The sequence below is a fragment of the Mannheimia sp. E30BD genome (assembly GCF_041807785.1).
GTDB lineage: Bacteria > Pseudomonadota > Gammaproteobacteria > Enterobacterales > Pasteurellaceae > Mannheimia.
The window spans coordinates 39,351-56,905 of the sequence record NZ_JBGTYX010000004.1 but is presented as its reverse complement, the minus strand read 5'-3'; the positions used below and the strand labels follow the sequence as shown (position 1 = coordinate 56,905).

Sequence of the window (17,555 nt, the reverse complement as noted above, 5' to 3'; positions counted from 1 at the left end):
GACCTCTAAATAAAAAATTAATCGTTAAAACGTTTTTCGAGTGATTTTAAACGCTTATTCATTGCATCAATATTCATTACCAATGCGGCTGTTTTTCGCCATTCTTTATTGGTTTGTAGAGGAATACCTGATGAGTAAATCCCTTTTTCTGTGATAGGTCGCATCACCATTCCCATACCGGTAATAATTGCACCATCACAGATTTCCATATGACCATTAATAACACTTGCCCCACCAATTTGGCAGAAACGACCTACTTTTAAACTACCCGCCATAATTACGCCACCGGCAACGGCAGTACCAAAGCCAATATGAACATTATGGGCGATTTGGCATAGGTTATCAATAATCACATTATCTTCAATAATAGTTGGATCTAATGCGCCACGATCAATACAAGTGCAAGAGCCAATTTCTACACGATTACCAATAATCACACCGCCTGTTTGCGGAATTTTAATCCATTGCCCTTTATCATTAGCATAGCCGAAACCATCACTACCAATCACCGCAGAAGATTGAATTAAGCAATCAGAACCGATTTGTACATTATGATACACCGAAACATTCGCCCAAAGCTGAGTTCTGGCCCCGATTTTACTGTTTTTTCCAACAAAACAGCCTGCTCCAATGATTGCATCATCGCCTAGTTCTACACCGCTTTCAATAACGGCATTTGCCCCAACAGAGACATTTTTACCCAATTTTGCGTCAGTTGAAATAACAGCACTTGGGTGAATATTTGACGCTGCTTTAGGGGTGGAATCCATATATTGTGCAAGCCTAGCATAGGCAACATAAGGATTCTCTACAATAATTAAATTTTGGTCTTCAAGGCAAAATTCTACATCTGCAGGACTAACAATAATTGCCCCTGCATTGCAAACAGTTAAATTTTCACGATATTTTGCATTTGAAATAAAGGTAATTTGCGAGCTATTGGCTTTGTCTAAAGCGGCAATGCTTTGAATAGCCAAATCGGCGTTACCCCTAAGAGTACCGCCGATATGCTCCGCTAACTCAATTAAACGGAAATTTGCCATTATTTTTTCGCTTCTTCTGGTTTAGTTTCTTCAGCCTTTGCCTCTGCTGCTTTTTCAGTAGCAGGTTGAGCTTCCGCCGGTTTCTCTATTTTGATGTCAGGGTGTTTTTTCACAATAGCTTCCAGTACTGCTTCAGTAATATCTTTACTTTCATCTTCTGCATAAAGTGCAACTTGTGGTTGAAGAACTAGCGTATAACCTTTCGATTTTGCAATTTCTTTAATTGTTGCATTTACTTCATCAATAGCCTGTTTTTGTGCTTCTTGTGGATTAATGCCACCATTTTCTTTATTCGCTTGTTCAATTTTCTTTTGGAATTCATCAGCACGTTTTTGGAAGGCCTCTGCTTTTTTCGCAAAATCTGCTTCACGCTTTTGAATTGCATCTACTTTCTTCTGGAAAGCATCTGCTTCTTTTTGAATTGCGTTTTGACGAGCTTGAATATCTTTTGAACGCAGACGTGGTGCTTCTTTTTCTAATGCAGCTACTTTCTTTTTAATAGAGGCTTCTACTGTTTTTTGTTCATTTTGTAACTTTTGAGCATCAGCATTAATTTTATTGCGTTCTGCTGTTAATGCTTTATTTTCCTCAGCTAATTTTTTATCTTCCTCTGCAAATTTTTCTTGGCTTTCTTTTACAAATTTATCGAATTTTGCAGTAGCATCTAATAAAACGGGGTGATTTTGTAATACGTAAGTTGGATCAACGAATCCGATAGTATCTGCAGCGCTTACCATACCTGTTGCAGTTGCTAAAGCTACAGTCAAACCTGCCATTTTGAATAATTTTTGCATTTTGTTTCCTTATCATTAACTAAATTTAAGTGCGGTTAATTTGTAAATTTTTGAGAAAAATTAACCGCTTGTACCTTAGGTTAAATATTAGAATGAGCTACCAATATTAAATTGGAATTGCTCAATTTCATCATTGTCATACGTACGAATTGGTTTTGCATAAGAGAATGACAATGGACCAATTGGTGACATCCATTGGAATGCAACTCCTGCGGAAGCACGGAAACGTTTGAAATCACCATAATTAGGTAAGTTTGAATACTCATTTTGTTTCCATTTAGTATTCCAGGCAGTAGCAGCATCAACAAATATAGAGGTCCTTACATTGTGTTGATATTTTTCACTCACAAAAGGCGTTGGTGTAATTAATTCTAAACTTGCAGCGGCTAAAGCGTTACCACCGATAATATCATTATTTACATTATTAAACTTGCCTGATGCAGCATTATAGTAAATAGCTTGAGGGCCTACTGCACCGTAAGAGAAGCCTCTTAATGTACCAATACCACCAGCGGTGTAGAGTTGGTAGAATGGCACTTCTTTTCCACCAAAACCGTTGGTATAAGCAACACTTGCTTTCGTAGAAATTACCCATTTATGTTCACGGTTTAATGGGAAATAGTTTCTAAAGTCTGCACTTACACGGTAATATTTGTTATCAGAACCTGGAATAGTGATTTTACCGCCGATATTCGCCGTTGTTCCCTCTGTTGGGAAATAACCTCTATTTAAACTGTTATAGTTCCAGCCAAGTGAGAAATCAAAATCGTCTGCTTTGATTTTGTCATAGTAGCTTGAGTTCGGATCAAACTCAAAGTTCATTGATTTCACATATTTCTCACGGGTATATTCACGAGAAGCATTTTTGATTTTATCGTGCGTATAGCCTAAACCTAAGTAATATGAGTTGTTTTCGTTCACTGGGAAGCCAAGCGTACCGTTAATACCATAGGTTTGGCGTTTGTATGAGGCTACATTATCATTTTTTGAGTTGTCGTAATCTTCATAGAATACATTACCACCCAAACTTACACCATCTTTAGTGAAGTATGGCTCGGTATAGCCTAAGTTGATACTTGTACCATAATCGTTACGGTTACCGTTTAAGCTAATAGTAGAACCCATACCTAAGAAGTTATCTTGTTTAATACCTGCTTGGTAGCTGATACCACTTTCCGTACCGTAACCGATACCAAAGTTGATGCTACCTGTATTGCGCTCTTTAATTTTATACACTACATCAACTTGGTCTGCCTTGTTTTCCACATTTAGCATTGACATATCAACGCTTTCATAGAAACCGGTTCTTTCTAAACGAGTTTTACCTAATGCCACTTTATTGGTTGATAACCACGCACCTTCTTGCTGACGCATTTCACGGCGTAGAGTAGAGTCTGCGGTTACATCATTGCCTTCAAAGCGAATTCGGTGTACATATAGACGGCGACCAGCATCAACCACAAAACTGATTTTGACTGTTTTGTCATCTTCATTAAATTGCGGATACAGATCGACTTTAGCCGAGCCATAACCAGCATCGCCTAGAATATTTTTAATGTCTTCCTCAATTTTAACTAAATCAGATTTACGGAAAGTTTGACCTGCTTTGAAATCTTTTAATAATGGATTTAATTTATCGTCCATATGAGCGGTATTACCGATAATACGCATTTCACTAATATTATATTGTGAACCTTCGTTTAATTTGTATGTGAGGTTTACTTCAGTTTTATCGTCATTGAACTGAACATCAGCATCTTCAATCGCAAATTTGGCATAACCACGATTTAAATAGAAATCTCTTAATGTTTCTAAATCTTTTTGGTAAGCGGTTTGTTCAAATTTGCTACTCTCAAAAATATTCCACCACGCAACATCAGGTTGAATATCTAAGTTTTCTAATAATTTCTTATCAGAAAATGCATTATTGCCTTCAAATTTCACACTTTTTGCTCGGGTAACATCGCCTTCATCAATGACTAATTTAATATTTACACCACCTTCAGCATTATTAGTTACTACAGTGTCAATTTTAGCTAAGTAACGACCTGTAGAGTGGTAATGCTCAACAAGGCTCTCTTTGAATGCTTCTAATTTTTCTGCATTGAAAATCTCGCCTTGAGCAATTAAGTTTGCCTTTAAATTTTGTTCTAAAGCATCTTTTGGAATAGCTTTATTACCCTCAATATCGACCTTACCGATAATTGGTTTTTCTGCTACTTTAATAACAAGGGTATGGCCTTCTCGTGTTGCTCGTACATCTGCAAAACGTTGCTGACTGAATAAATGGCGTACCACATTGGAAACATCGGTATCTGTTGCGGTTTGACCGACTTTAACAGGGATAGACGAAATAATAGCTGCACCTGTTGTTGGTTGTACGCCTTCAACACGAATATCTTTAACTACGAAAGGTGCAGCAACTACACCATTAGCAATTAAAAGAGAAGAAAGTAATAATCTTTTCATTGAAATTATCCTATAAATCTTTTGCAAGATGATTGCAAAAATGTTTGAAAAATAAACCGCTTGTTAAAAATGAATAATGTCATTTATAAAAGCAAAAAACATTAATCCCAGCACAAATATAATGCCGATTTGTTGAAATAACATCTGTACTTTTTCTGATAATGTTTTGCCTCGAATAGCTTCGACTGCTAATAAAATCAGTTGTCCGCCATCTAATGGCAAAATTGGAAATAGATTCATTACTCCTAAATTGACACTGATTAGTGCCATAAAACTTAAGTAATAAATCCAGCCAATTTCAGCCGTTGCCCCCGCTCCTTTTGCCATTGAGATAGGACCACCTAAATTTTTAATTGATAAATCGCCAGTAATCAGATTACCAATAAATTGCAGTATGGTTTGAATTAAAGACCATACTTTTTCCATACTTTTATAAAATGCAGTAAGAATATCATATTTTAATTCGGTTCGATATTTATCTGCAAGCCTTTCGTATGTTGGCACAATACCGATAATATAGCGGTTATCTCGCTGTTCGGGTTGAATACTTAGTGTCTTTATTTGCCCTTTTTGTTCAACTTGTATCTCAATTAAGTTGCCTGTTTGAACATTTTCTACAAGGGTAGTCCAATTAAAAGGTTGTTGATTCACCTTGAGAATTCTATCACCCGAAGATAATCCCACTTTTTCAGCAGGAGAATTTTCTACCACTTCTTTAATTTCAGGCATTACTTTTGTACTCTTAGGGCGAATACCTAACACCGTTAATGGGTTTTCTTTGGCACTATCAATATTCCAGTTAGAAAGATCTAATTGATAGCGTTGGATGGCTTGGCTATCAATTAATCGCCCTTCTAGTTGCACATTTTTATTGCCCACTGATCCGACTAATGCAAGGGAAGCACTTTCCCAATCGTGAATGTTTTGATTACCAATTTTAGTAATTTCTAACTCAGTAGGTAATTGAGCTTGTGCTGCAATAGTATTAGGTAACACTTCGCCAATTACAGGTTTAATGGTAGGAATACCCGAAACAAATACCGCCCAATAAGCAAGGATCGCAAAAATAAAATTGGCAGCAGGGCCTGCAAAAATAATAAATGCACGTTGTAAAACAGATTTTGTGGCTAATGATTGCTCTGGTGTTGCATCAACACCTTGCTCGCCATTCCACATTTGCACATAGCCGCCGAGTGGAATTAATGAGAAGGCAAACTCTGTGCCGTGCTTATCTGTTTTTCTAAATAGCACTTTACCGAAACCGATAGAAAAACGAGTTACTTTTACACCACATTTGCGTGCAGCCCAAAAATGTCCGTATTCGTGGACGAATACCAGCACGCAGATTAAAACAAAAAAGGCAATAGTCGAAGTCATAGCTTATAACACAAAAAAGAAGAATGTTGCGAAAAATGGAATTGCCGCTGTTAAGCTATCAATACGATCTAAAATACCGCCGTGTCCCGGAATGAGATTACTGCTATCCTTAATACCAGCTTGGCGTTTGAACATACTTTCAGCTAAATCGCCTAGTACAGAAATTGCCACCGTTGCGATAGAAACTAAAATAAATGGCGTAGTGGCTAATTCTCTGCCGAATACATTTGCTGGTGTAAGCTGTAAGAAAGCAAAAGCAATTACGCCAGAGGTTAATAAACCACCGAAAACACCTTCCCACGATTTACCCGGAGACACTTTTGGTGCAAGTTTACGTTTTCCAAAAGCTCGACCAGCGAAATAAGCACCTGAGTCTGCCCCCCAAACTAATAAGCAAACATAGAGGAATAAATAAGTGCCTTGATACGGATCAACGTGGTAATTATAGAAACGTAATGCTAAAACACCAATTAAAAAAGGAATTAAGGTGGCAAAACCAAATAAGAATTTAGCCACAACTGATTTTTCCCATAGTTTTGCAGAATTTGGATAAGTAACCACTAATGCAAGGCCAATTAACCACCAAATACAGCCAATAAAGAGAATAGGCGTGGTTTCATCAGTCAGAAAACGTGTTGCACGGATGTAATCGGTATTCGCAATGATTGCAAATAGTAATAAACAGATAGTTACCATTGCGACAATTGCACGAGGTACTGGGCGTTTAAAGCCCGCAAATTGAGCCCATTCCCACGTTGCCGCAACAATAATTACAGATAAAGTGATGGTTAATGGCAATGGAGAAAGCCAGAAAATAGCTGCCAATACGGCAATAATCATAATAATTGCTGAAAGTACACGTTCTTTAAGCATTGTCTGTCCTTGTAATTGTATTAACAGCCACCAAATCGGCGTTCACGCTGTTGGTACGCTAAAATTGCTTCACTAAAAGTTTCTTCATTGAAATCAGGCCATAACACAGGGCTGAAAAAGAGTTCTGCATAGGCAATTTGCCATAATAAAAAGTTACTAATGCGTTGTTCGCCACTGGTTCTAATAAGTAAATCCACCTGCGGTTGTGTTTCTGTTGCTAAATGTTGCTGAAATAATTCAGGAGTAATTTGTGCAATATCAAGTTGATTTTCTTTTACTTGTAACGCTAATTTTTGTGAAGCCTGAACAATATCCCAATAGCCACCGTAGTTAGCAGCAATATTTAAAATAAGCCCTGTATTGTTTGCCGTTAAGTTTTCTGATTCTGCGATACGTTTTTGTAAACTTTCGCTAAAAGCAGATTTATCGCCAATAATATTTAAGCGGATATTATTTTTGTGTAATTTTTTAACCTCAGAATCTAAGGCCTTCATAAAAAGTGTCATTAAAGCAGATACTTCAGTTTCGGGTCTGCTCCAGTTTTCACTACTAAAAGCATAAAGCGTTAAGACTTTAATTTGATGTTTAGCTGCAAAACTTACCGCAGAACGAACCGCTTTCACACCATTTTGATGCCCGAAAATGCGTAATTTTCCTTTCTGCTTAGCCCAACGACCATTGCCATCCATAATAATTGCAACGTGTTTTGGCATATTTTGAGGATCAAAGTTCACAGGTCCACTCACTAAAATAATAGAGATAAGATAAAAATGGCACTAACTATACCATAGGATAAAGCGTAGTGGAATTAACAAGCGATATTTGCACAAGTTTTTATAAAAAAATGAAAAAACTTAATGATTGTCATCAAATTGTCATAATTGTTTTCTACACTTAGTCACGCAACAGCAATTTAATGTAAGGAGAATTACTATGCTAATGCGTCAGACTAAAAAAGTAATGTTATTAGGTTCTATTTTTGCCTCAGTGGTAGTGGCTTCTCACGCACACACTATTACAGGAGCTGGGGCATCATTCCCTTATCCGATTTATGCGAAATGGGCTGCTTTATATGAAAAAGAAACGGGTAATAAAGTCAATTATCAATCAATTGGATCGGGCGGTGGTCAGCAACAAATTATCGCAAAAACTGTTGATTTTGGGGCATCTGATGACCCGATGAAAGCAGAGTTATTACAACAACATCAATTATTACAATTCCCTGCCATTATTGGTGGTACAGTGCTAGTGGTTAATATTCCTGGTATTAAAGAAGGTGAATTAACACTTTCTGGCGATTTAGTTGCTCAAATCTATCTGGGCAAAGTAGCTAAATGGAATGATGCGGCTATTCAAAAATTAAACCCCAATTTAAATCTGCCTGATAAAGATATTCTTGTGATTCATCGCTCGGATGGTTCTGGCACCACTTTTGGTTTTACTAACTACTTATCTAAAGTATCAAGTGAATGGAAATCAACAGTCGGTGAAGGAAAAGCCGTGAAATGGCCAAAAGGACACGGTGGTAAAGGTAATGAGGGGATTGCAGCCTATGTTCGCCAAATGAAATATTCAATTGGTTATGTGGAATATGCTTACGCAAAACAAAACCAACTTGCGTGGACAGCATTACAAAATCAATCAGGTGAATTTGTTCAGCCGAACAAGGAAAGTTTTATGGCGGCAGCAAGTAATGCGAAATGGAATGAAGCAGAAGGTATGGGCGTGATTCTTACCAATGAAGCTGGCGAAAATTCTTGGCCGATTACCGCAGCAAGTTTCATCTTAATTCATAAAAAAGAGGGCAAGCCTGAAGCAACGCAAAATGTGGTGAAATTCTTTGATTGGGCGTTTGCAAAAGGGCAGCGTGTGGCAGAAGAATTGGATTATGTGCCAATTCCTGAAGAGGTTGTAAAACGCATTCAAGCTAAATGGAACGCTGAATTGCAAAAATAAGGAAAAAAACGACCGCTTGTATTAGGTGGGCGGTCGTTACTTTGTCACAGATTTCATACAGAAAAATGATTATGCCTAAATTGAATCAATGTTTAAATCAAAATCGATTTGAAATATTTTTTAGAAATATGACCGCTTGTTTTGCGTGGTTGGTATTTCTTTTACTTGCTGCAATTATGATTTCGTTATTTATAGAAAGTTGGCCAAGTATCAAAAAGTTTGGTGTGAGTTTTTTATCGGATAGCGAGTGGGATCCTGTACAAAATCAATACGGAGCATTAATGCCGATAGTGGGGACATTAATTACCTCCTGTTTAGCTTTAATCATAGCAGTGCCGATCTCATTTGGTATTGCGGTGTTTATTAACGAACTCTCGCCACAATGGCTAAAACGCCCAATTGGAACAGCCGTTGAAATGTTAGCTGCTATTCCCTCCATTATTTATGGTATGTGGGGCTTATTTGTGTTCGTGCCTTTATTCCAAGAACATATTCAACCAACGATGATCGAATGGTTGGGTGATTTGCCTATACTTGAATATGTATTTTCAGGTGCCCCCTTTGGTATTGGCTTATTTACTGCGGGCTTAGTGCTTGCCATTATGATTATTCCGTTCATCGCATCAATGATGCGTGATGTTTTTTCTATTGTGCCGCCTATGTTGAAAGAAAGTGCCTACGGATTAGGTTCAACCCGTTGGGAAGTGCTCTGGAAAGTGGTACTACCTTATACCAAAACAGGGCTTATCGGCAGCATTATGTTAGGGTTCGGACGTGCATTGGGCGAAACAATGGCGGTCACTTTTGTGATTGGTAATACTTTCCAAATACCCAATTCATTATTCTCGCCTTCGGTATCTATTGCTTCAGCTATTGCAAATGAGTTTAATGAAGCCTCAGGCTTACAAAAATCGGCGTTAATTGAATTAGGTTTAGTTCTTTTCTTAATTACAACGGTTGTGTTGTCTATTTCTCGCTTAATGATTTTAAGAATGCAGCGTAAGGAAGGAAAATAATGAAAAATTTACAGAACGCTCGTTTTTACAGACGTAAATGTTGTAATAGCATAATGCTAGGTTTAGCCTATTTGGCGGTTGCTTTTGGTTTGTTTTGGCTTTGTTGGATTTTATATTCGCTTATTAGTCGAGGAATTCCGGGGCTTTCATTAGAGCTTTTCACCCAAATTACGCCAGCCCCAAATGAACAGGGTGGTTTAAGCAATGCGATTTTAGGCTCACTACTTATTGTGGGAACAGGCACGCTTATCGGCACACCAATAGGCATTTTAGCAGGCACTTATTTAGCAGAATATGGCAACTATAGCCGTTTTGCAAAAGTAACTCGTTTTCTAAATGATATTTTGCTCTCTGCTCCGTCAATTATTATCGGCTTGTTTGTATATACGCTTTATGTTTCAAAAGTAGGGCATTTCTCAGGTTGGGCTGGCTCGTTAGCTTTAGCATTATTGGTTATTCCAATCGTGGTAAGAACCACAGACAGTATGCTTAACCTTATTCCAAATAACTTGCGTGAAGCTGCAATCGCATTAGGTTGTCCGCAATGGCGAGTGATTGTGATGATCTGTTATCGTGCTGCAAAATCAGGAATTTTAACAGGAGTATTATTAGCCGTTGCCCGTATTGCAGGTGAAACAGCTCCATTACTCTTTACCGCATTGTCGAACCAATTTATGTCTTGGGATATGAATGTACCAATGGCGAACTTACCTGTTGTGATTTACCAATATGTAGCAAGTCCGTTTACAGATTGGAATAATCTTGCTTGGGCAGGTGCGATTTTAATTACGCTATTTGTGTTATGTATTAATGTTTTAACCCGTGTTTTCTTACAACCAAAACAGAAATAATAAGGTGTTTAGAAATGAACGTAGAACCAAAAATTTCAGTACAAAATCTTAATTTTTATTATGGCGATTTCCACGCTTTAAAGAATATCAATTTGAATATTGCGAAAAATAAAGTAACTGCATTTATAGGGCCTTCTGGTTGTGGTAAATCGACCTTATTGAGAACCTTTAACCGTATGTTTGAGCTTTATCCAAACCAAAGAGCAGAAGGGGAGATCAATTTAGATGGCGAAAATCTATTAACCACCGATACAGATATTTCCATCATTCGTGCAAAAGTCGGTATGGTATTCCAAAAACCAACGCCATTCCCAATGTCAATTTATGATAACATCGCCTTTGGTATTCGTTTGTTCGAGAAATTATCAAAGCAAGAGATGAATGAGCGTGTAGAGTGGGCTTTAACCAAAGCCGCTTTATGGAATGAAGTAAAAAATAAATTACACCAAAGTGGCGATAGTTTATCAGGCGGACAACAGCAACGTTTATGTATTGCCAGAGCCATTGCCATCAAGCCTGATGTATTATTGTTAGATGAGCCTTGTTCGGCACTCGATCCAATTTCAACGATGAAAATTGAAGCTTTGATTACCGAACTCAAGCAAGATTATACTGTGGCAATGGTAACGCACAATATGCAACAAGCAGCACGTTGTTCTGATTATACTGCTTTTATGTATCTTGGCGAGTTGGTTGAATTTGGCGAAACGGCTCAAATTTTTAGCCAGCCGAAACTCCCTCGTACAGCAGATTATATTCAGGGCAAAATGGGCTAGTTAATTTAGTTAAATGCAGTGTTAATACCTATTTCACTGCATTTCTTCTATTGGAGTATAGTTAATGAGCAGAAGCATTTTAGTGGTAGAAGATGAGCGTGGCATTCGTGAGATGGTTAGCCTTTTTCTAATGCAACATCAATATGAGGTTATTGAAGCAGAAGATTACCAAAGTGCAGTAAAAAAACTTGCCGAAAAGCCACAATTAGTCTTACTAGATTGGATGTTACCTGGGCGTTCTGGTGTGCAATTCATTGAATATATGAAAAAAAACGAAGAAACTGACCAAATTCCTGTAATTATGCTCACGGCACGGAGTGCAGAAGAAGATTGTATTACCTGCTTAAATGCAGGAGCAGATGACTACGTCATCAAGCCATTTTCTCCAAAAGTATTATTAGCCCGTATTGAAGCCGTTTGGCGACGAACTTACGAACAAACCTCACACATTATTCAATTTAATGATTTAACCCTAGATGAAAATGCAAAACGAGTGTTTTATCAGTCTGAACAAATCCAATTAAGTCATACTGAGTTCAAATTACTCCACTTTTTTATGGCTCACTCAGAAAAAGTTTATTCCCGTGAGCAGTTGTTAAATCGTATTTGGGGCGATGATTTAGAAGTAGAAGATAGAACGGTAGATAGCTATATCCGCCGCTTACGTCGTAGCCTTGAGCCTTACCAATGTGATAGTTATGTGCAAACAGTAAGAGGAAGTGGCTATCGTTTTTCACAGCATATTCAAGGTGAGTGATGAAAAAATTACTTAATTTTTTAGCTGAATTGATTTTAGCCGTTACAATTGCCTTTGTTTTTAGCTTATTTGGCTTAGATTTCAGCACTTGGCTAATTGTGATTTTTCTTGGCTTATTGGTATGGCATCACATCACAGAACACCGCTTACTTCAAACTCTAAATCCACAAAGTAAGAAAGATTTAGAACTAATTAATTTAGAAAATTTTTCGCAAACTATTGCTTATTATCGAAATAAAAATAAAAAGGAGAAGTTTGAGAATTTACGCCTATTATCTAAATTGAATAAAAATGTTCAATATTTACCTGATGCGATTATTGTTTCACAAGTTGATGGCGAACTTGTTTGGTGTAATCAAGCCTCCCAAAAAATGTTCGATTTCTATTGGCATAAAAAAACGCAAAAGAATATTCTCAATATTATCTTTTATAAACAATTCAAACATTATTTTGCTCAACCTAAAAAAAGCCGACCGCTTGTATTACTGACTTATAACGAACGTTATATTGAAATTCACATTCATCAATATGACCCTGAAACCTTGTTGATTATTGGGCGTGATATTACCGAAATGATAAAACTTTTACGTTCCAGGCAAACATTTTTAAGCAATATTAACCACGAATTAAGAACGCCGCTTACGGTTTTACAAGGTTATTTGGAAATCTTATCTGATCAACCCGTACAAAGTTTACTGCAAGAAAAAGCGATAAAGGCAATGCAAGAGCAGAGCTTGAGAATGACGAATTTATTACAGCAATTAAATATGTTGGCGAAAATTGAAACCTCATCAAATAAAGATCATCAACATTTTGATATGTCTGCGATGATTATTTCACTCAAAAAAGATGCAGAAATTTTGAATACTTACTCGCACCAAATTACTTTTGATATTCAGCCAGATGTAGAAATATTCGGTAATGAACATCAGCTACAAAGCGTAGTGTCTAACTTAATTTATAACTCAATTAAACATTCGGGGCAGGAATGTTTAATTGAGATCAGTTGGAAACCGTGCGAGCAAGGTATGAAGTTTGAAGTAAAAGATAATGGAATTGGTATTCCTGAAGTCCACGTACCGCATTTAACTGAACGTTTTTATCGAGTTGATGAATCCCGAAGTAAGAAAACAGGTGGCAGTGGTTTAGGGCTGGCAATTGTGAAGCACGTATTAGAACAACACGGCTCAACGCTTAATATTACCAGCAAAGAGGGCGAAGGGAGCAGTTTCTCTTTTGTGTTGAAATCACAATAATGCTCCCATCATCGTTAGAAATTATCTTTCTGCTTGCGAAGTGCAATAAATTCGTTTAAATCGACCGCTTGCATAAACGGATTTACCTGCATTTCAAGCCCAATGGTGGTTGGTAAAGTCGGTTTATTTTGCGAGCGTAAAATATCCACTTGTTCTTGGTATTCTGCGAGAGTACAACTCGGTGGCAATACAGCTTCAGTAAATTTTAAATTGCTCTTAGTATATTCGTGGGCAGGATAGGCTTTAACCGAGTTAGGCAGGTTTTTAAAGCGTTGTAATGCCTCAAATTGAGCTTGATAATCGCCTGTGAATACACGTCCACAACCACCAGAGAATAGTGCATCGCCACAAAAGAGATAGTCATACCCAAACAAGTAGCTAATGTGTCCTGCGGTGTGTCCTGCACTTTCAATAATTCTCACATCATAACCAAACAGTTCAATATGTTGTTCGGGCGACACAATCATATTGGCAAATTCAGCAACTTCTTGCGGCCCATAAATCGGAATATTAGGATATTGCTCAACAATGCCAGCCACACCATCCGTATGGTCGTGATGATTATGGGTAAGCAAGATAGCGGTCAAATTTAATGAATTTTTTGCAATAAAGTCTAATACAGGCTGATGTTCTGACGGATCAACAATGATCACATCTTGAGCCTGACGAATTGCCCAAATGTAGTTATCGCTTAATGCGGGAATAGGAATGATCTGGAGCATATTTTTCTCCTGATGGGGAATTAGATAAAAGGGTGGGGCGTTACCAGCGACCCTCGGCACACAGAAATTTCAACCCAGACTGCTTTCTTCCGAACCTGATCAAGTAAGCTGAACACCATTGCGAGGAACCAATAACGCCCCATCGGATTACGCTCATTGCGTAAGGCTTTCTATTATAGATAAATTTAAAAATAAGACAAGGTGGAATTTCACAAGCGGTTATTTTTCGACAAGAAATTACATAAATAAATATAATTACTACGTAGGGACAGGTCCTGTGCCTGTCCGCAATGATTTCGGGCGGGCATAAGACCCGCCCCTACGGAGATTATTGAAATGGGTTTAAATTTTAAGTAATAATGCCACCGCCTCACAAGCAATACCTTCTCCGCGCCCTGTAAATCCCAACTTTTCCGTTGTGGTGGCTTTTACATTGACTTGGGAAATATCGCATTTTAAATCCTCAGCAATAGTCTGGCGCATTTTATCGATATGCGGACGCATTTTCGGAGCTTGAGCAATAATGGTTACATCCACATTTCCCACCTTGTAGCCTTGTTCTTGTACTTGACGATAGGCTTCAATCAACAAACCTCGACTGTCCGCATTTTTATATTGCATATCGGTATCTGGAAAAAGTTTGCCAATATCGCCTAAGGCGACTGCACCGAGTAACGCATCCGTTAAGGCGTGTAGAGCAACATCGCCATCACTATGAGCAATAAAACCCGTGTGATAAGGCACTTCAACCCCTGCAATAATCAGTGGGCGATCTTCGCCGAAAGCGTGAACATCAAAACCGTGTCCAATACGAATCATCTTATTTCTCCCAATTTATAAATGAGCATTATGAGTAAGGTAAAATTCCGCCAAAGCTAAATCTTCCGGGCGGGTAATTTTGATATTATCGCTTCTACCCGCCACAAGTTGTGGTTGATAGCCACTTAACTCCATTGCAGAGGCTTCATCAGTTACCATTTGCCCTCTACTAAAGGCAGTTGCTAATGCAGTTTTTAGCTTCTCAGCAGGAAAGAATTGTGGTGTTAAAGCGTGCCATAAGGTTGATCGATCTTCAGTATGCAAAATCTGTGTGCCATTGGCTCGTTTCATTGTATCAATGGCGGGCGTGGCTAAAATTGCTCCTTGTTCATCATCAATTTGCAAAAGTTTATCTAAATCTGGCTGCTTGAGGCACGGGCGAGCCGCATCGTGTACCAACGCCCACGCATTTTCATCTCTAACGGCTTTTAACGCATTGAATACAGAATCCGCACGGGTTTCTCCGCCAAATACAATTTGGATTTTGGGCGATTTCAGTAATGCAATATCCGTATAGAAAGGATCATCTTTTGAGACTGCTACGATCACTTTATCAACTTGAGGGTGATCAAGAAAAAGGGAAACCGTATGCTCTAAAATGGTTTTCCCTTTTAATATTAAATATTGCTTGGGTTTATCTGCCTGCATTCGGCTACCCACACCTGAGGCAGGAATAACAGCAAAAATTTTTCTTGTCATAAATACTTTTATTTGTTTTTTGGCACAATACGGTAGAACATTTCGTTCTCTTTTACCATTTCACGTTCAAGTCTGGCTCGTTCTTCAAGGGCATCTACGCCGTTTTTTAGGTCATAGATTTCGGCTTCAATAAGTTTATTACGAGCAGTTAATCTTTCGTTTTCTTCTTTTAAGACTGAAACTTCGTCTTGAAGCTCTTGGTAGTCTGCCCAGCCATTTTTGCCAAACCAAAAACTATATTGGAAAAAGCAGAGTAGAAGTGCAAAAAAAATAATTAATAAACGCATTTAGTTCTCTTTGTTTAAATAATAGATACAAGCGGTTGGATTTTACCTTGAATTTACAAAAACTCCAAACAAAGGCATTTTGATCATAGCCTTAAGTCAATACTAAGTTTTGATATAAAACAATATTTGTGCTTCTTTTTGAAGTTTTTCTCAACAAATTTTCAAAAATTTGAAGTATGTAACATTTTTTTTATTGCATTTATGTATAATGAGTTCAGTTTAATTTTCTAACTATTATGAGGTAACCATTATGTTAAATCGTATTGAACAAGAACTTGCAGACTTAGGTATTACAAACGTTAAAGAAATTGTGCGTAACCCTAGCTATGAGCAACTGTTTGGAGAAGAGATGAAACCGGATCTTCAAGGTTATGAAAAAGGTGTTTTAACCAACTTAGGTGCAGTAGCTGTTGATACAGGTATTTTTACAGGTCGTTCGCCAAAAGACAAATACATCGTTCTAGATGAAAAAACAAAAGATACGGTGTGGTGGACATCAGAAGCAGCTAAAAATGATAATAAGCCGATGAACCAATCAACGTGGCAAAGCTTAAAAGGTTTAGTTACTGATGAGCTTTCCAATAAACGTTTATTCATTATTGATGCATTCTGTGGCGCAAGCCCTGAACACCGTATCAATGTGCGTATTATCACACAAGTAGCGTGGCAAGCTCATTTTGTGAAAAATATGTTCATTCGCCCAACAGAAGAAGAATTAAAAGATTTTAAACCTGATTTTGTCGTAATGAATGGCTCTCAAGTAACGAATCCGAACTGGAAAGAACAAGGCTTAAATTCTGAAAACTTTGTGGCGTTTAATATCACAGAGGGTGTTCAAATTATCGGCGGCACTTGGTACGGCGGTGAGATGAAAAAAGGTTTATTCTCAATGATGAACTACTTTTTACCACTTAAAGGTGTAGCTTCAATGCACTGTTCTGCGAATGTGGGAGAAAAGGGCGATGTAGCGGTATTCTTTGGTTTATCAGGTACAGGTAAAACCACATTATCAACCGATCCAAAACGTAAATTAATTGGTGATGATGAACACGGTTGGGACGAAAATGGCATATTCAACTACGAAGGTGGTTGCTATGCAAAAACCATTAATCTTTCTATTGAGAATGAGCCAGATATCTATCGTGCAATCCGCCGTGATGCGTTATTAGAAAACGTGGTGGTGCGTGAAGATGGCACTATTGATTTTGATGATAAATCAAAAACTGAAAATACCCGTGTGAGCTATCCGATTTATCATATTGATAACATCGCAGTACCTTCAAAAGCAGGTCATGCGAAAAAAGTGATTTTCTTAACCGCTGACGCATTCGGTGTATTACCGCCGGTATCTAAACTGACTCCAGAGCAAACCAAATACTACTTCTTATCTGGCTTTACAGCAAAATTAGCAGGTACAGAACGTGGTATTACAGAGCCAACACCAACCTTCTCAGCTTGTTTTGGTGCGGCATTCTTATCACTTCACCCAACACAATACGCTGAAGTGTTGGTAAAACGTATGGAAGCAGCAGGTGCAGAAGCATATCTAGTGAACACAGGTTGGAATGGCACAGGTAAACGTATCTCAATTAAAGATACTCGTGGTATTATTGATGCGATTTTAGATGGCTCAATTGAGAAGGCCGAAATGGGTAAATTACCAATCTTTGATTTAGCAATCCCAACTGCATTACCGGGTGTTGATACCAACATTTTAGATCCTCGCAATACATACGAAGACAAAGCACAATGGCAAGCAAAAGCAGAAGACTTAGCAAGCCGATTTGTGAAAAACTTCGAAAAATATGCAACCAATGATGAAGGTAAAGCGTTAATTGCATCTGGTCCAAAATTATAATT

At 37.9% G+C, this 17,555-nt stretch carries 17 protein-coding genes and 1 other RNA gene; 7 read left to right on the top strand and 11 right to left on the bottom strand.

Going from position 1 to position 17,555, the window contains the following annotated elements; translation table 11 throughout:
- Positions 1-17 precede the first annotated feature (17 nt).
- From lpxD to uppS, 6 genes are all read right to left on the bottom strand, one after another.
- Positions 18-1,043, bottom strand: coding sequence for a UDP-3-O-(3-hydroxymyristoyl)glucosamine N-acyltransferase (gene lpxD / locus ACERCG_RS03885; RefSeq protein ID WP_373610766.1), 1,026 nt, complete (start codon positions 1,041-1,043; stop codon positions 18-20).
- Positions 1,043-1,837 carry an OmpH family outer membrane protein gene (locus tag ACERCG_RS03880; RefSeq protein ID WP_373610765.1) on the bottom strand — a complete coding sequence of 265 codons (795 nt, stop codon included), beginning with the start codon at positions 1,835-1,837 and terminating at the stop codon, positions 1,043-1,045. Before ACERCG_RS03880 ends, lpxD begins: the two co-directional genes overlap by 1 nt.
- An 87-nt stretch (positions 1,838-1,924) precedes the next feature.
- Positions 1,925-4,306: an outer membrane protein assembly factor BamA gene (gene bamA / locus ACERCG_RS03875; RefSeq protein WP_373610764.1), complete on the bottom strand. Its 2,382-nt coding sequence runs from the start codon at positions 4,304-4,306 to the stop codon at positions 1,925-1,927.
- A 63-nt stretch (positions 4,307-4,369) separates the two neighbouring features.
- Positions 4,370-5,683 carry an RIP metalloprotease RseP gene (gene rseP, locus ACERCG_RS03870; protein WP_373610763.1) on the bottom strand — a complete coding sequence of 438 codons (1,314 nt, stop codon included), beginning with the start codon at positions 5,681-5,683 and terminating at the stop codon, positions 4,370-4,372.
- A gap of 3 nt (positions 5,684-5,686) precedes the next feature.
- A complete protein-coding gene (locus ACERCG_RS03865; protein ID WP_373610762.1) occupies positions 5,687-6,556 on the bottom strand; it encodes a phosphatidate cytidylyltransferase in 870 nt (289 codons plus the stop codon).
- A gap of 20 nt (positions 6,557-6,576) precedes the next feature.
- Positions 6,577-7,290: a polyprenyl diphosphate synthase gene (uppS, locus tag ACERCG_RS03860; protein ID WP_373610761.1), complete on the bottom strand. Its 714-nt coding sequence runs from the start codon at positions 7,288-7,290 to the stop codon at positions 6,577-6,579.
- 205 nt (positions 7,291-7,495) lie between these two features.
- Between uppS and pstS the strand changes: the two genes are divergently transcribed.
- The 6 genes from pstS (at position 7,496) to phoR (ending at position 13,168) form a co-directional block, all read left to right on the top strand.
- Positions 7,496-8,512, top strand: a complete 1,017-nt coding sequence (gene pstS / locus ACERCG_RS03855) for a phosphate ABC transporter substrate-binding protein PstS (protein ID WP_373610882.1) — start codon at positions 7,496-7,498, stop codon at positions 8,510-8,512.
- Between the two features lie 71 nt (positions 8,513-8,583).
- Positions 8,584-9,528 carry a phosphate ABC transporter permease subunit PstC gene (gene pstC, locus ACERCG_RS03850; protein ID WP_373610760.1) on the top strand — a complete coding sequence of 315 codons (945 nt, stop codon included), beginning with the start codon at positions 8,584-8,586 and terminating at the stop codon, positions 9,526-9,528.
- Positions 9,528-10,379: a phosphate ABC transporter permease PstA gene (gene pstA / locus ACERCG_RS03845; protein WP_373610759.1), complete on the top strand. Its 852-nt coding sequence runs from the start codon at positions 9,528-9,530 to the stop codon at positions 10,377-10,379. The genes pstC and pstA overlap by 1 nt, the downstream gene beginning before the upstream one ends.
- Before the next feature lie 14 nt (positions 10,380-10,393).
- Entirely contained in the window at positions 10,394-11,155 is a 762-nt protein-coding gene (gene pstB / locus ACERCG_RS03840; RefSeq protein ID WP_373610758.1) for a phosphate ABC transporter ATP-binding protein PstB, read from the top strand.
- Between the two features lie 64 nt (positions 11,156-11,219).
- Positions 11,220-11,912 carry a phosphate regulon transcriptional regulator PhoB gene (phoB, locus tag ACERCG_RS03835; protein ID WP_373610757.1) on the top strand — a complete coding sequence of 231 codons (693 nt, stop codon included), beginning with the start codon at positions 11,220-11,222 and terminating at the stop codon, positions 11,910-11,912.
- Positions 11,912-13,168 (top strand): phosphate regulon sensor histidine kinase PhoR, encoded by a 1,257-nt coding sequence (phoR, locus tag ACERCG_RS03830; protein WP_373610756.1) that lies wholly within the window; start codon positions 11,912-11,914, stop codon positions 13,166-13,168. Before phoB ends, phoR begins: the two co-directional genes overlap by 1 nt.
- A gap of 14 nt (positions 13,169-13,182) precedes the next feature.
- Here phoR and gloB read toward each other — a convergent pair whose 3' ends face one another.
- The 5 genes from gloB to ftsB all read right to left on the bottom strand — a co-directional run bounded on the left by gloB (position 13,183) and on the right by ftsB (position 15,695).
- On the bottom strand, positions 13,183-13,890 hold the full coding sequence (gloB, locus tag ACERCG_RS03825; protein WP_373610755.1) for a hydroxyacylglutathione hydrolase: 708 nt from the start codon (positions 13,888-13,890) through the stop codon (positions 13,183-13,185).
- A gap of 37 nt (positions 13,891-13,927) precedes the next feature.
- Positions 13,928-14,025: signal recognition particle sRNA small type (ffs, locus tag ACERCG_RS03820), an RNA gene on the bottom strand.
- Positions 14,026-14,232: 207 nt separating this feature from the next.
- Positions 14,233-14,709, bottom strand: a complete 477-nt coding sequence (ispF, locus tag ACERCG_RS03815) for a 2-C-methyl-D-erythritol 2,4-cyclodiphosphate synthase (protein ID WP_373610754.1) — start codon at positions 14,707-14,709, stop codon at positions 14,233-14,235.
- A 15-nt stretch (positions 14,710-14,724) separates the two neighbouring features.
- A complete protein-coding gene (gene ispD / locus ACERCG_RS03810; protein WP_373610753.1) occupies positions 14,725-15,408 on the bottom strand; it encodes a 2-C-methyl-D-erythritol 4-phosphate cytidylyltransferase in 684 nt (227 codons plus the stop codon).
- A gap of 8 nt (positions 15,409-15,416) precedes the next feature.
- On the bottom strand, positions 15,417-15,695 hold the full coding sequence (gene ftsB, locus ACERCG_RS03805; RefSeq protein WP_373610752.1) for a cell division protein FtsB: 279 nt from the start codon (positions 15,693-15,695) through the stop codon (positions 15,417-15,419).
- 250 nt (positions 15,696-15,945) lie between these two features.
- On the opposite strand from ftsB, the gene pckA reads away from it, so the two are divergent.
- The gene (gene pckA, locus ACERCG_RS03800) at positions 15,946-17,553 is read left to right on the top strand and encodes a phosphoenolpyruvate carboxykinase (ATP) (protein ID WP_373610751.1); all 1,608 of its coding nucleotides are present in this window, start codon (positions 15,946-15,948) and stop codon (positions 17,551-17,553) included.
- The last annotated feature ends 2 nt before the right edge of the window (positions 17,554-17,555 follow it).